This is a genomic window from Marinicella rhabdoformis (genome assembly GCF_009671245.1).
Taxonomy (GTDB): domain Bacteria; phylum Pseudomonadota; class Gammaproteobacteria; order Xanthomonadales; family Marinicellaceae; genus Marinicella; species Marinicella rhabdoformis.
Window position 1 is genome coordinate 43,032 of the sequence record NZ_VTFS01000008.1, and the last position, 15,020, is coordinate 58,051.

A 15,020-nucleotide genomic window follows, 5' to 3' on the forward strand; every position below is an offset into this window, starting at 1 on the left:
TGTTAAAATTTTTGCCCTTTATAAAGTGGGCACAAAGATGAAACTGAACTTATCACCTATTGCAATGGCTGCAGCCATCGCATTATTGACGGCATGTGGGTCAGGCGTTAAACCTGATACAGCGTCAAATACAACTCCAGAAATCACATTAGACATACCCTATCAGTCTTTTGCTTTGGACAATGGCTTAGAAGTGATACTTCATGAAGACCATTCTGATCCGATTGTGGCGATTGCTACGATTGTCCATGTCGGTTCGGCACGTGAAAAAGCAGGGCGTACAGGTTTTGCTCATTTCTTTGAGCACATGTCTTTCAATAATTCTGAAAATGTACCCATGGGTGCCAACAGAAAAATGATTCCAGAATTAGGTGGTACAAGAAACGGTGGTACTTGGTCAGATGGCACCATGTATTATGAGGTGGTGCCGAAAGATGCTTTTGAAAAATTGATGTGGATCGATTCTGATCGTTTTGGTTACATGATCAATACGGTAAAAGAAGCGACTTTAGAGCGTGAAAAGCAGGTTGTAAAAAACGAGAAGCGTCAACGTGTGGACAACCGCGCATACGGACACACCTCACATGTGATTAAAAAGGCTTTGTACCCAACATCTCACCCTTATAACTGGACGGTGATTGGTGATTTAGAAGATTTGCAAAACGCGACATTAGATGATGTGCGTGAATTTTATGACACATACTACACACCTGCCAATGCCACTTTGGTGATTGCCGGTGATATCGATGTTGCTGAAACAAAAGCTTCGGTTGAGCGTTGGTTTGGAGAAATTAAAAAAGGTGAGGGTGTTGCTGACTTAGAACCTATGGGTGTTTCTTTGAGCAAATCCAAGTCCTTTTACCACGAAGACAATTTTGCCAAGTTACCTGAGTTGCGTTTAACTTTTCCTACTGTTGAGGAATACCACCCTGACAGTTATGCCTTGGATGCTTTGGGCGAAGTCCTGTCCAGTGGCAAACAAGCGCCGATGTTTACCACCATTGTTGAAGACAAAAAATTGTCATCGTCAATCGCTGCCTATAACCGTTCTGAAGAATTAACGGGTACATTCACTTTGCGAGTGCGTGCCAATGCCGGTGTCGATTTGGATGATGCCATGGCCGCTTTGGATGAATCGCTGGCAAAATTTGAAACAGAAGGCGTCAGAGAGACCACCTTAACGAAAATCAAAGTACGCCAGGAAACTGGGTTTTACAGTCAAGTATCCAGTATTTTGAACAAGGCATTTCAGTTAGGGATTTACAACGAATTTGCTGGCGACCCTGAGTATTACAAACAAGACATAGCCAACATCAAAGCAGTGACCAAGGAAGATGTGATGCGTGTTTATAACCAATACATCAAAAACCAGCCAGCCATCATCACCAGCTTCGTGCCTAAGGGCCAAGCTGAACTGGCACTAGAGAATGCAACAGTTGCCGATGTGGTTGAAGAGCAAATTGTTCAAGGCAAAGAAAAGCAATTCACCGAAGACTTAAATGCTGAATTTGCCAAAACACCAAGCAAACACGATCGATCAGAGCCGCCATTGAGTGAATTGCCAGTGATGAAATCTCCAGTGATTTGGCGAGATTCATTGTCTAATGGCATGCAATTGGCGGGCATCGAGCAGAATGAACTGCCCTTGGTGAACTTTACTTTGCGTATTCCGGGCGGTCAATTGTTGGACCAAGCGGGTAAAGGCGGTACGGCCAATTTAGTCGCTGCGATGTTGTCAGAAGGCACGGCGAATAAGACGCCAGCTGAGTTAGAAGATGCCATTGGCTTATTGGGTTCTGGCATCAATGTATCGACTTCAAAAACTGCCATCACAATTTCAGGTACGACATTGCGCAGAAACTTCGAAGCGACAGTGGATTTAGTCACAGAGATGTTAACCCAGCCGCGATTTGATGCCGCAGATTTTGAGCGTGTGAAGACTCGCACTTTAGAAAGCATCAAGGCCTCATACGGTAACCCCAATGCAGTGGCTCAAAAAGTGTTCATGAAAAAGTTGTATGGTGATGCGCATGTGGCAGGGCGCCCCACGGTAGGAACTTTGGATTCGGTTGAAAGTATCACTTTAGGTGATGTTAAAACTTGGTTTAAGAACAATGTGACTGCTCAAAACAGCCAGTTCAATTTTGCAGGTGATGTCAATGCAATGGCGGCCAAAATGGCGCTCAAGTCATTGAATGATTCATTAAGCAGTCACAAGGTGGTGCTGCCTGTCATGCCCAAAACCAGTAACCCTGAAAAACCGCACGTGTATTTTATCGACATTCCAGATGCCAAACAGTCTGCTTTGTTCGTGGGTAAAAATATTCCAGATGGTAAGCATAAAGACATCAATGCCATAGAGATTGTAAACAACCGTTTAGGTTCAGGTTCGAGCGCACGCTTGACTCAAATGCTCAGAATCACAAAAGGCTATACCTATGGGGCTTACTCTTATATCAGTGCCGGTGATTATGATGGTGCATTTATTGCCGCCACGCAGGTGCGCAGTAACGTGACTCTAGAGTCACTACAAATATTACAAGATTTGATTGGTAATTATGCGGAGACTTTTGCAGCGACGGATTTGGCAACAACACAAAACCTGTTGAAGAAGGGTAATACACGTCGCTTTGAAACTTTGAATCAATTATTGTCAACAGTTAATGATGTGACACGTTTTGATAAAAGCGCACAGTTTTTAGAGCAAGAACAACAGGAGCTGGCTGGTATGACTTTGGATCAAGCGCATACTTTAATTGACAAGTACATCAATGAACAGCAAATGATTTATGTGATTGCTGGTGATGCCAAGACTCAGTTGTCTCGAATTAAAGACTTGGGTTATGGTGAGCCTATCGTTTTAGATAAGGATGGACAACTTATTGAATAACACACTGATGTGTCGTGTTAAAAAAACCCTCCCAGTGAGGGTTTTTTATGTGATCAATGGAAGATTAAAAAACATCAAAATTAATTTATGTGATTTAATTTTTAGTAAAAAAATATTAATAGAATAGGGTGACAAAAATGTCAGTCTCAATCTGGTAGGGCATTTTGAAACCATATTTAAATGTAAATTAATATAAATTTAGTTGGAAGTAGTCTAAAAAAAGTTCATTTTTTTCTGCATGTGTAATAGATTGTATTAGCGTTTGTAGTTTGCTACCCTAGGTCAAATATTATGATTGGCTTTTATTGTCTAATTCTGGAGAAGAGATGAAGTTTCAAAAATCTGTGTTAACAACTGCCATTTCCATGGCAATCACATTTTCAGCAGGTGCAAAAGAAATACCTGATCAATTAATCATTAAGTACAAAGAAAGTGTTAATGCAGACACTGCCAGGTCTGCAAATCATTTAAATAATTTGAGTTATGTGGCAGGAACATCTTTATCTCATCGTCGTTTTATGTATGACGATTCGCAAGTGGTGATTTTAGAGAAAAACTTCAATGATTCTGAAGTTAAAGAATTTATCGAAAGAATCAGTCAAGATCCAACTGTATTATATGTTGAAGAAGACAAACTAATGCAACCCACTTTCACACCTAACGATCCACTTTATAATGGTAACCAGTGGCATTATTATGAGGCTATTGGAGGTATCAACGCCGAAGCGGCTTGGGATATTACCCGTGGTGCTGGTGTTAATATTGCGGTCCTTGATACCGGTATTACCAACCATTCAGATTTGAACGGAAATATTGTTGGTGGTTATGACATGATATCAAATACTTTCGTTGCCAATGACGGTGGTGGTAGAGATGCTGACCCATCAGATCCTGGTGACTGGGTCACAGCCAACGAATGTGGTAATAATCCGGCACAAGATTCTTCTTGGCATGGTACGCATGTGGCAGGAACCATCGGCGCGTTGACTGATAATGGTGTGGGTGTGGCAGGTGTTTCTCACCTATCAAATGTTATTCCTGTGCGTGTATTAGGTAAGTGTGGTGGTTTAACTTCAGATATTGCTGATGCCATCGTTTGGGCTTCCGGTGGTGCAGTGGGTGGTGTACCTGCCAATCCCAATCCAGCACAAGTAATTAATATGAGTTTAGGGGGGTCTGGTGCTTGTAGCAATGCATCACAAAATGCGATTAATGCCGCAGTAAACAATGGAACTGTAGTGGTTGTGGCATCAGGGAACGATAATGATAATGTGCAAGATTACAACCCAGGAAACTGTAATAATGTGATTTCAGTGGCGGCCAATGACAGAAATGGGGATCGAGCTTATTATTCTAACTTTGGTAATTTAATCGATATTACCGCGCCTGGGGGAGATGTCAATGTGGCGCAAGGTGGTGTTGGCTCAACACTCAATGATGGTGCGCAAGGCCCTGGAGCTGAAACGTATGTTTTTTATCAGGGAACTTCTATGGCAGCCCCACATGTTGCTGGTGTTGCTGGTTTGATGTACAGTGTTAACCCTAATTTAACTCCTGCACAAGTCGAATCGGCTATAAAAAATACAGCAAGGGCATTTCCTAATGGCTCTGACTGTAATGTCAATGACTGTGGTGAAGGTATTGTTGATGCAGAGGCTGCTGTCATAGCAGTTAATCAAGGTAACAATCCAGTGCTATCAACTGGAAATGACACGATTTCAGTTTGTGCCAGTCAAGGAAATACGGCTTTTGCCTTAACATTAACAGACTTTGGTAACAGCACTGACATGTCTGTTTCAGGTTGTCCAGCTGGAGCCAGTTGCAATTATTCTGTGAATCCCGTTAATAGCCCAACAAACAGCACCAATTTAAATATTTCAGGTTTGGCTGGTGTTACACCTAATTCATATGGATTAACTGCAACAGGAACCGATTCAGTGGATGGAAACATCACAGATGATTTGAATTTGACCTTGAGTGTATTGGCAGTCGCTGGATCTCCTGGTTTGACACAGCCAAGCAATGCGGCAACTGATGTTTCAACTCTACCTACGTTCAATTGGTCGGCAGGCAGCCAAGCCAGCAGTTATCAAATAGAAATTTCTACCGATGTAGGGTTCAGTAATATTGTGGAATCTACCACTGGTATCAATGGAACGTCGTACACAGCCAATAACAGCTTGAATAGCAACACAACTTATTTTTGGAGAGTCACTGCTGAAAATGCTTGTGGAACAGGTGATTCCACTGTATTTTCATTCACAACTGGAAATGAAGTGTGTCAGATATATACATCTTCTAATGTACCATTGCCTATTCCGGCAACAGGAACTTCTGGGCCAATGTCTGATGTGATACAAGTTAATGATACTGGTTTAATTACTGATGTTAATGTTGTTAATTTAATTGGAACACATTCTTGGATTGAAGATTTGACATTTGATATCCAGTCACCTGCTGCTACTCAAGTTGAACTTGTGTCACAAGTTTGTGGCTCAAACGATGATTTTGATGTTAACTTTGATGACAATGGCGGTGCTACATTGCCATGTCCTTATACTGACGGTGGTACATATCAACCTTCGGGATCTTTGAGTACATTGGTTGGTGAAGATTTGAATGGTAATTGGACCTTAAACATCAATGATGCAGCGGGTGGAGACAATGGTGATTTGACAAGTTGGGGATTAGAAATTTGTTACACTCCAGCAGTTACGAATACTCCACCAGTTGCGGTTGATGACATTGTAAGCACAGATGAGGATGTAATGGTGTCAGTTAATGTGTTGACTGGTGATTCAGATGCTGATGTAGGTGACACTCTATCAGTGACTTCTTGTGGTACTGCCACAAGTGGTTCAGTTTCACAAAACGTCAATGCTTGTGAATACACGCCGAACCTTAATTTCAATGGTTCTGACAGCTTTGTATATACAATAACTGACGGCACAGACACAGATACGGCGACTGTAAACATCACAGTTGATGCGGTTAATGATGCACCAACGGCTGACGCACAAACTGTGAATACAACCGAAGACAATGCAGTAGGCATCACTTTAACAGGTAGTGATCCAGACAGTGATCCATTGACCTATTCGGTAAGCGCACCAAGCAACGGCAGCTTAAGCGGTACAGCACCTAACTTAACTTACACGCCTGATGCTGATTTCAATGGCGGTGACAGTTTTACTTTCACAGTCAATGACGGTACAGTTGATTCAGCAGCCGCTACAGTGACCATTAATGTCAGCGCAGTTAATGATGCTCCAACGGCAAATGCACAGTCAGTTTCCACCGATGAAGACGTAGCCGTGGGCATCACCTTAACAGGTAGTGATCCAGACAGTGATCCATTGACCTATTCGGTAAGCGCACCAAGCAACGGCAGCTTAAGCGGTACAGCACCTAACTTAACTTACACGCCAGATGCCAACTTCAATGGTAATGACAGTTTCACGTTCACTGTCAATGATGGCACGGCAAATTCTGGTGCGGCGACTGTAAGCATCACAGTTGATTCGGTTAATGACGTGCCAACAGCGAATTCACAAAGTACTTCTACTACAGAAGACAATGCAGTAGGCATCACTTTAACAGGTAGTGATCCAGACAGTGATCCATTGACCTATTCGGTAAGCGCACCAAGCAACGGCAGCTTAAGCGGTACAGCACCTAACTTAACTTACACGCCTGATGCTGATTTCAATGGCGGTGACAGTTTTACTTTCACAGTCAATGACGGTACAGTTGATTCAGCAGCCGCTACAGTGACCATTAATGTCAGCGCAGTTAATGATGCTCCAACGGCAAATGCACAGCCAGTTTCCACCGATGAAGACGTAGCCGTGGGCATCACCTTAACGGGCAGTGATCCAGACAGTGATCCACTGACCTATTCGGTAAGCGCACCAAGCAACGGCAGCTTAAGTGGTACAGCACCTAACTTAACTTACACACCAGATGCCAACTTCAATGGCGGTGACAGCTTCACTTTCACAGTCAATGACGGTACTGTTGATTCAAGTGCGGCCACTGTGAGCATCACCGTTGATTCAGTTAATGACGCGCCAACAGCGAACTCACAAAGTACTTCTACTACGGAAGACAATGCAGTAGGTATCACTTTAACGGGCAGTGATCCAGACAGTGATCCATTGACCTATTCGGTAAGCGCACCAAGCAACGGCAGCTTAAGTGGTACAGCCCCTAACTTAACTTACACACCAGATGCTGATTTCAATGGCGGTGACAGTTTCACTTTCACTGTCAATGACGGTACAGTTGATTCTGTAGCCGCTACAGTGACCATTAATGTCAGCGCAGTTAATGATGCACCAACGGCAAATGCACAAACTGTGAACACAACCGAAGACAATGCAGTAGGCATCACTTTAACAGGCAGTGATCCAGACAGTGATCCATTGACCTATTCGGTTGGCAGTCCAGCGAACGGCAGTTTAAGCGGAACTGCGCCTAACTTAACTTACACGCCTGATGCTGATTTCAATGGCGGTGACAGTTTCACTTTTACTGTTAATGATGGCGCGACAAATTCAAGTGCGGCGACTGTAAGCATCACAGTTGATTCGGTAAATGACCAGCCCAGCATGACAACCAGTGAGCAAGTTTATGCTTCATCGTCTGCTTTTGGCAATCAACTCACAGCTCCAATCGCATGTTATTTTGATATGGGGCCTGATGATGAAGATGTTTCACAAAATGTTAGAGATATGTTGGTAACAGTTCCACCTAATAATATCATCAGCAATATTGATGTGGATGATGCAGGTCAATTGATCTACAGCATCATCGGTAACCCTGGTGTGGTTGAAGTGGAGGTTGCCATGCAAGATGATGGTGGTGATTCAGATGGTGGTATAGACACAACTGTTCAGCATACTTTTTATATCAATGTTCAAGATTATATTTTCCGAGATGACTTTGATAAGCAGGCTTGTGATTTGTAAGTTAGTTTTTTAATTTTAAGCAATGAAAGCCCGGCACATGTCGGGCTTTTTATTTGTCTGTGTATGTCTTAAGATGTGAATATTACTAAGAGGAAGGGTTTATGACACGTTTATGTTTGATTTTGATTTTATTGTCTTCACATGCTTGGGGCGATGAGTCTCAGGGTTGTAGAGGAGGGGCTGGTAATACAAAAGTGATTGTTACATCAAGTGCTGACAGTGGGCAAGGCACATTACGGGAAGCTGTGAACCAGGGTTTTTGTGGAGAAGCAGTAATCAGTTTTCAAAATGCCATGACCATTACGCTTGAATCAACTATCAATATCACTCAAGCAGTTGAAATAAATGGCGATGGGCTTGAAGTCATCATTGCAGGAAATGGGCATCAAATATTTAATGTGGTAAACAGTAATGACGCTTTGAACATAAGTCAATTGAAGTTGATTGGTGGCGCAGTGTCAGATGAAGGTGCTGCAATTAAAAACCTAGGCAGATTAACTGTTTCGCAATGCGAGTTTTTAGATAACCAAGGTGCGCTTGATTCAGTGATTCATAACCAACACATTGCGGAGATTACAGATTCTGTTTTTGCACACCATTCTGTAGATCTTGGTGTCATAGTTAATACATCCAATGGGCAAGTAACAGCTGAAAACGTCACTTTTTACAATAATGGACGCACTCAGTCAATAGCCTCCGCGATCCATAACGATGGTCTATTTCAAGGGTCGCATTTGACCATATCTCAGCACTTCGGTGGCGCAGCCATTTTAAACATGGGTGTATTAACTTTACAAAATAGTTTGGTTTCTGGGTTAGGGACAAATACTTTGGCATGCGACAATGACAAAGGCAATGTCACAATTGATCATTCATTGATTGAATCAGGCAACTGTGGTGGTGATGTGTTTGGTAATCCGGGCTTGTTGCCTTTGGCATATAACGGTGGTGTGACTCAGACTGTTGGCCTGTCATATGACAGTGCGGCGATTGATTCAGCTAATGATTCTACTTGTGCCAATGATGATCAAAGAGGCGTAGACAGACCGCAATATGGTCATTGCGATGTGGGTGCGTTTGAATTTGATAGTGCGCCTGTTTTATATGTAGATGCATCAGCGACTTCCAATATAGAAGGTGTTTGTGACGTAGGTGCATGTTGGCAAGAAGCTTATCAACACCTCAATGATGCACTGGCTGTCAGTGGTAATCATGACATTTGGGTGGCCCAAGGCGTTTATTATCCAGATTTAGGCAGTGGTGTGACAAATGATGATCCTGATGCCAGTTTTTTGCTCAATTCAGGTCATCAAGTTTTTGGCGGTTTTTCGGGAAATGAAACATTATTGGAGCAGAGGAATCCCGACATTTATTTAACTGTGCTCAGTGGAGATATCGATCAAAATGACGTCGACTCTGATGCCGATGGTGTGATTCAGTCGCCAAGTGATGTCATGGGTAATAACAGTTACAACATCATGGAACTGGAATCTGATGGTGGGAAGATAGATGGCGTGACATTCACTGCAGGTCATTCACGTTTGCCTGTAGGGAGTGTTCAAACTGATAATCGAGGCAATGGTCTGCCGCAAGAAAATGGTGGTGCCATATATGCAAACTATCAATCAGTAACACTTGATAATGTTAATTTTATTGGTAACCAATCTGAACGAATTGGTGGTGCAATCTTTGACTGTGATGGTTGCGAAATCAATAACAGTTTGTTTATAAATAACCATGCGATTGATGTTGGTGGTGCAATAACTTGCTTTGACTGTGTGATAACTGATTCAAGATTTGAAAATAATGTTTCAGACAGTCAAGGTGGTGGTATGAGGGGTTATGGTGAGTTGATTGATAATATTTTTTCTGAGAATTTGTCAGGTTCCAATGGCGGCGCATTGATGGCTACTGGTGGAGATGTTTACATTAATCGAAACGTATTTATAAACAATTCCAGTGATTCAAGTGGTGGTGCCATGAGGTCACATGCCAATACAGAGATAAGAAACAGTGCCTTTGTAGGAAATCAGGCTGTAGGTGATGGTGGTGCTGTATGGCTTACAGGAAACGGGAATTCAAGTGAATTGATTGGTAGCACATTTTCAGGGAATGGCTCAATATCAGGTGGAGCAATTACAATTTCTTCCCATGATTTAGATATAAAAAATACAGTGATTTGGAATAACCAAGACCAATCAATAGCAGGAAGTTCTTCTCATTCAATTTTAAATGATAATCAAGGCAGTGATTTGTATATCATCCACTCAGACATTGAAAACTCAGGTGCTCAGGTTCAATGGGATCCATTGCTGGGTACTGATGGTGGCAATAACAGGGACCTCGATCCAAAATTCATTCAGGCATACGACTGGCAAAATCAAATGGTAGCAGTGGACTTAAGCTTACCTGCTGATTCCCCATTAATTGATCGTGGTGGCAGTGGTTTATTGCAAGGGCCTAAAGATCAGTTTGATTTATTGGGTAAGGTAAGAGAAGTGGGTGACCAAGTTGATATGGGGGCATATGAATCTAATGATTTAATATTTAGAGACGGATTTGATTAAAATATTTAGAAAATAATTTTTTTAAGGCGCTTTATGCGTCTTTTTTTTTGCTCAAGGTTTAATTAACCGTTTACATACGCTCATGCTAATGATTATAATTCGCATTAAGATTAAAGGGTGTTAAATGACAAAGCAATCAAAAAAAAGAAGCAGTTGGAAAAAGCTATTACACACATGGCACTGGGTAAGCTCGGCTGTGTCTTTGATTTGTTTGTTACTTTTTTCATTGACAGGAATCACGCTCAATCACGCTGACTGGTTTGAATCGAAAACAACAGTTGAAACTGGCGATTTAAATTTGCCAAAGGCTGTTGTGCAAACGATAAAATCAAATTTCTCCGACGGTGAAGTTAAAGCTTTACCGCACACCCTCATACAATGGTTGGAAAATCAAAAGCCAAATGAATTCAACTACTCCAAAGGTTCTTTTGAGTGGGATGAATATGAAGTTTATTTTAAGCAACCCATGCCTGGCGGTGATAAATGGTTTGTTGTTGATATTGAAGGTGCTGTCCTCAGCTATTCTGTCAGTCACAGGGGAGCTATAGCCTGGCTCAATGATTTACACAAAGGTCGTCATACTGGCTTGGTTTGGAAATGGTTTATCAATGTGTTCGCTGTTGCCATTTTTATATTTTCGCTTACCGGTTTGTGGTTGTTACAAATTCATTCCAAAAGAAGACCCAGCACATGGTATATCACCGCATCAGGACTGTTAATTCCTGCGTTGTTGGTTTATTTTATTTAAAGAAGGATTATTACGTATGAAAAAATTATGTTTCTTATTAATGTTGTCGTTGGCATTCAATGCTTCTGCAAAATCAGCATTTGAGTTGGCGATAGAGATTCCAGTTTTTGACGTTTCAGAGTATCACGCACCCTATGTGGCTACTTGGATTGAAACCGAAAACAGAGAAACCGTTTTGGCCACCAGTTTGTGGTATGACGATCAAACCAAGTGGCTCAAAGACATAAGACAGTGGTGGCGTAAAACAGGACGCAGACAACAAGCGCCTTACGACGGTGTCACAGGAGCCACAAGACGACCAGGGATGCACACCTTGCGTTTTAAGAACGACGAAATCAATGACAAATTAACACCAGGTCGCTATGTCCTTTTAATTGAAGCCGCTAGAGAAGTAGGTGGTCGAGAAGTATTGAAGCTTCCCTTTGAATGGCCGTCACAACAAGCTTTCAGTGTCAGTGCCCAAGGTCAGTCTGAAATGGGCAAAGTTACCTTAACCATCAATCCGGAGAAATAATAATGAAAAAGATCATCTTAGCCAGTTTGTTAATTGGCGGCATTTCACAACAAGTTCAGGCGCATAAACGGTGGGTGTTACCATCAATTTTTAATGTATCTGAACCCCAGTGGGTGGCAGTGGATGCCACTGTGTCAAACAACATATTTTATCCAGACAGACCTTGGTCATTAGACAATATAAGGGTAAATACGCCTGAAGGTAAAGCAGGTGTTATTGAAAATAAATACACAGGCCACCGAAGAAGCACTTTTGATGTTCACTTAGGTCAGCCAGGTACTTATGAAATCATTTCGCAAGGTACGGGCTACTTTGCCAGTTACGATAAAGTGAATCCTAAGAAAGGTGAGCGTCCACAAGAAAGAAAACGTGGACAAAATTTAGCTGAGCTAAAAACTCAGTTGCCTGAAAATGCAAAAAATTTAACTATAAGTCAATCAGATTCCAAAATGGTGTCATATGTTACTGTGGGAGCCCCTAGTTTTGGCGTGTTCAAGTTAACGAACAAAGGCATAGAGATGCAGCCTGAAACTCACCCAAATGACTTGTACCAAGGAGAGCAGGCTTCATTTGTTTTTTTGGTCGATGGTCAGGCAATTGAAGGGCTTGAAGTGTTGATGGTCTGGGAAGGCACGCGCTATCGCAATTCTGAAAACGAAACCACTTTCAAAACAGATGTTCAAGGCAAGGTTAAGTTACCTTTGTCTCAATCAGGTCGCTTTTTATTGGAAATTTCACACAAAGAAGACGTCAATTTCGATAATGGTATTTCAGTTAAATATGCCAGTTATTTGGCTACTTTTGAAGTTTTGCCTCAATAATTTATTATTTTCATTTTCAGCCTTATAGGGCTTTGTTCTTTAGACCCGCAGCTTATTTTTGTTGCGGGTTTTTTTATTTTAAATAATTTTATATTCAGTGTTGTGAATAGGAATCATTCTCATTATAATTCGCAATAACTTAAACAAAGAGCAGGTAGATGGAAATAAATTTAAAAGTAGTTGCGCTCTCAAGCCTTGTTGTTGGCGGCGTGGCAATTGCAGAAGATGACGTTGCGGATATGGATGCCATGGTGGTGACCGCCGCTGGGTATGAACAAAAACTGGTGGATGCGCCTGCCAGTGTGACCGTTGTCAGCAGAGAAGAATTACAAGCGACACCATTTGGTAGCTTAGCAGATGCCCTGCGAAACATTGAAGGCATCGATGTGGGCAGCGGCCAAGACAAAAATGGCAACATCAGCATCACCATGCGTGGTTTGCCTTCACAGTACACTTTGATATTGATTGATGGGCGGAGACAAAGTGATGTGGGTAATATTGGCCCGAATAACTTTGGCAATGCCCAATTTATGTACATGCCACCGCTGGAAGCCATTGAACGGATTGAAGTGGTGCGTGGACCCATGTCTACTTTGTATGGTGCTGATGCCATGGGTGGCGTGATTAATATCATCACCCGCAAAAACTTAGATGAATTGTTGGGTAGTGTAACCTTAAGTTCGAATATTCAGTTGGATGATCAGTATGGCAATGACAACAAAGTGGATTTTTTCTTAACCGGGCCAACTGGCGTTGAAAACTTGAGTTTTTCAGTCCGTGGCGGTTATTTTGATCGCGAAAACAGTGCACCTACATACAGTGAAAATTTGCTGTTACCTGACGGATCTATTTGGACAGACGAAGGCAGTTTTGGTGACAGGAAAGTGGTGGCAGCTGAAAATGTCAACACAGGGTTTAGTTTGAACTATCAAGTCAATGAACAACACAGTCTGGCTTTTGAATATGACGTGGCTAAACAAAGGTATGACAACACCAGGGGCCAAACTGGTACTTTAGACAGTCCAGTGAGTTTGTGGCGTTTACGAGGTGGGGTGGTTAACCCGCGAGTCGGTTATGCCCGTTATCAGAAGTTCGACAGAGAACAAATGGTTTTAGCACATGTGGCTACTCTAGATAAAGGGACATGGACTACAAACTTAACCAGAAGCACCAGTGAGAATCACGGCAGGTCATTGCCATTGACCGTTGAAGAAAGGTTGCATGTACAGTCAATTTGGGATCAGGCTGTGATAGACCAAGGCATGGCTTTACCAGAACTTACAGATGAAATTTATCAACTGTTAGAACAAACATTTCTTCCACGTGAAAAGCGGCCTTTAAAAATTGATAACTTTATTTTAAACAGCAGCTATGAATCGAGTTTTAAAAACCATTATTACATTCTGGGCATGCAATACTTTAATGCAGATATGGAAGATGGTGCTTTTGGATTTTACGGTGATGGATACCAAGCCGGAACCACTCAAAAACACAGACAATGGGCTGTTTTTGCTGAAGACAGCATAGATTTATCTTCCAGCACAACAGCTACCATTGGTCTCAGGTATGATGACCACAATGTTTTTGGTGGACAAGTCAGTCCACGTGTCTATTTGAACTACAATCCAGGTAATAACTGGGTATTCAAAGGCGGGATCAGTACTGGTTATAAAACACCGCAGCCTGAACAATTGTTCTCTGGGATTGTTGGTTTTGGAGGACAAGGTACCATCCCATTTGTGGGTACACCAGATTTACAGCCAGAAACCAGCATTAATTATGAAATGGCTGCCTATTTTGATGGTGATGGCAGGTTCAAAGGCAATGCGACTTTGTTCTTTAATGACTTCAAAGACAAAATTATCACCCAAGATAATTTGCCCAATTGTGAACTGGTGAGCACAGTTGATGACTGTGTGGATGTGGGGCCAGGCTGGGCCGAGTTGGGCATGACCAGTTTCAGGCAAGCGGCCAATGTCGATAAATCACAAACCTTTGGAATAGAGTTGGCAGCACGATTTGACTTCACTGACAACTGGTACCTCAATGGTAATTATACCTATACAGACAGTGAAGTGCTCAGCGGTAGAGATGAAGGATTGCCATTGGTGAATACACCTGAGCATATGATTAATGCCACTTTAAATTGGACCATGTCAGATCGGAGTCGTTTGTCTTTGGTTTCTGAAATCAGGAGTAAACGTTTTCGGGGAACTGCTGACGTTCAAGGACCTCAAGGGCCGGTTACAGAAGAATTGTTTTATAAATCTTATGAATTGTGGCATTTGGCTTATGGTTATAATTACAGTGACGGTTTATCTTTCAATGCACGAATAAATAACCTGTTAGATGATGACTTATCCAGCAGAAGTTGTTTGTTAATTGATACGCAAGATGACTATGATTGTGTCAGTGATTACAACACCTCCCAAAAAGCACGCAGTGTATGGCTGTCCGTCAGTTATCAGTTTTAAATTGACTGTGTATAGAAAAAGCCAATCTGTTACAGG

Annotated in this window: 7 protein-coding genes; all 7 read left to right on the forward strand. The window is 42.0% G+C overall.

The window, feature by feature from the left end; genetic code table 11:
- The first annotated feature begins 37 nt into the window (after positions 1-37).
- The 7 genes from FET73_RS14225 to FET73_RS14285 all read left to right on the forward strand — a co-directional run bounded on the left by FET73_RS14225 (position 38) and on the right by FET73_RS14285 (position 14,984).
- A complete protein-coding gene (locus tag FET73_RS14225; RefSeq protein WP_154224641.1) occupies positions 38-2,890 on the forward strand; it encodes a M16 family metallopeptidase in 2,853 nt (950 codons plus the stop codon).
- 326 nt (positions 2,891-3,216) lie between these two features.
- Positions 3,217-7,860, forward strand: coding sequence for an Ig-like domain-containing protein (locus FET73_RS15110; RefSeq protein ID WP_179952311.1), 4,644 nt, complete (start codon positions 3,217-3,219; stop codon positions 7,858-7,860).
- Positions 7,861-7,961: 101 nt separating this feature from the next.
- Complete coding sequence (locus FET73_RS14265; protein WP_154224642.1) at positions 7,962-10,427, forward strand: right-handed parallel beta-helix repeat-containing protein; 2,466 nt, start codon at positions 7,962-7,964, stop codon at positions 10,425-10,427.
- Positions 10,428-10,551: 124 nt separating this feature from the next.
- Entirely contained in the window at positions 10,552-11,175 is a 624-nt protein-coding gene (locus FET73_RS14270) for a PepSY-associated TM helix domain-containing protein (RefSeq protein WP_154224643.1), read from the forward strand.
- A gap of 16 nt (positions 11,176-11,191) precedes the next feature.
- A complete protein-coding gene (locus tag FET73_RS14275; RefSeq protein ID WP_154224644.1) occupies positions 11,192-11,689 on the forward strand; it encodes a DUF2271 domain-containing protein in 498 nt (165 codons plus the stop codon).
- A gap of 2 nt (positions 11,690-11,691) precedes the next feature.
- Positions 11,692-12,510 (forward strand): DUF4198 domain-containing protein, encoded by an 819-nt coding sequence (locus FET73_RS14280; RefSeq protein ID WP_154224645.1) that lies wholly within the window; start codon positions 11,692-11,694, stop codon positions 12,508-12,510.
- A 158-nt stretch (positions 12,511-12,668) separates the two neighbouring features.
- The gene (locus FET73_RS14285; RefSeq protein WP_154224646.1) at positions 12,669-14,984 is read left to right on the forward strand and encodes a TonB-dependent receptor domain-containing protein; all 2,316 of its coding nucleotides are present in this window, start codon (positions 12,669-12,671) and stop codon (positions 14,982-14,984) included.
- Positions 14,985-15,020 lie beyond the last annotated feature (36 nt).

Bases quoted from the DNA above. Each gene is read 5' to 3' on its own strand.
- FET73_RS14225 (WP_154224641.1), top strand. From the start codon at position 38: ATGAAACTGAACTTATCACCTATTGCAATGGCTGCAGCCATCGCATTA.
- FET73_RS15110 (WP_179952311.1), top strand. From the start codon at position 3,217: ATGAAGTTTCAAAAATCTGTGTTAACAACTGCCATTTCCATGGCAATC.
- FET73_RS14265 (WP_154224642.1), top strand. From the start codon at position 7,962: ATGACACGTTTATGTTTGATTTTGATTTTATTGTCTTCACATGCTTGG.
- FET73_RS14270 (WP_154224643.1), top strand. From the start codon at position 10,552: ATGACAAAGCAATCAAAAAAAAGAAGCAGTTGGAAAAAGCTATTACAC.
- FET73_RS14275 (WP_154224644.1), top strand. From the start codon at position 11,192: ATGAAAAAATTATGTTTCTTATTAATGTTGTCGTTGGCATTCAATGCT.
- FET73_RS14280 (WP_154224645.1), top strand. From the start codon at position 11,692: ATGAAAAAGATCATCTTAGCCAGTTTGTTAATTGGCGGCATTTCACAA.
- FET73_RS14285 (WP_154224646.1), top strand. From the start codon at position 12,669: ATGGAAATAAATTTAAAAGTAGTTGCGCTCTCAAGCCTTGTTGTTGGC.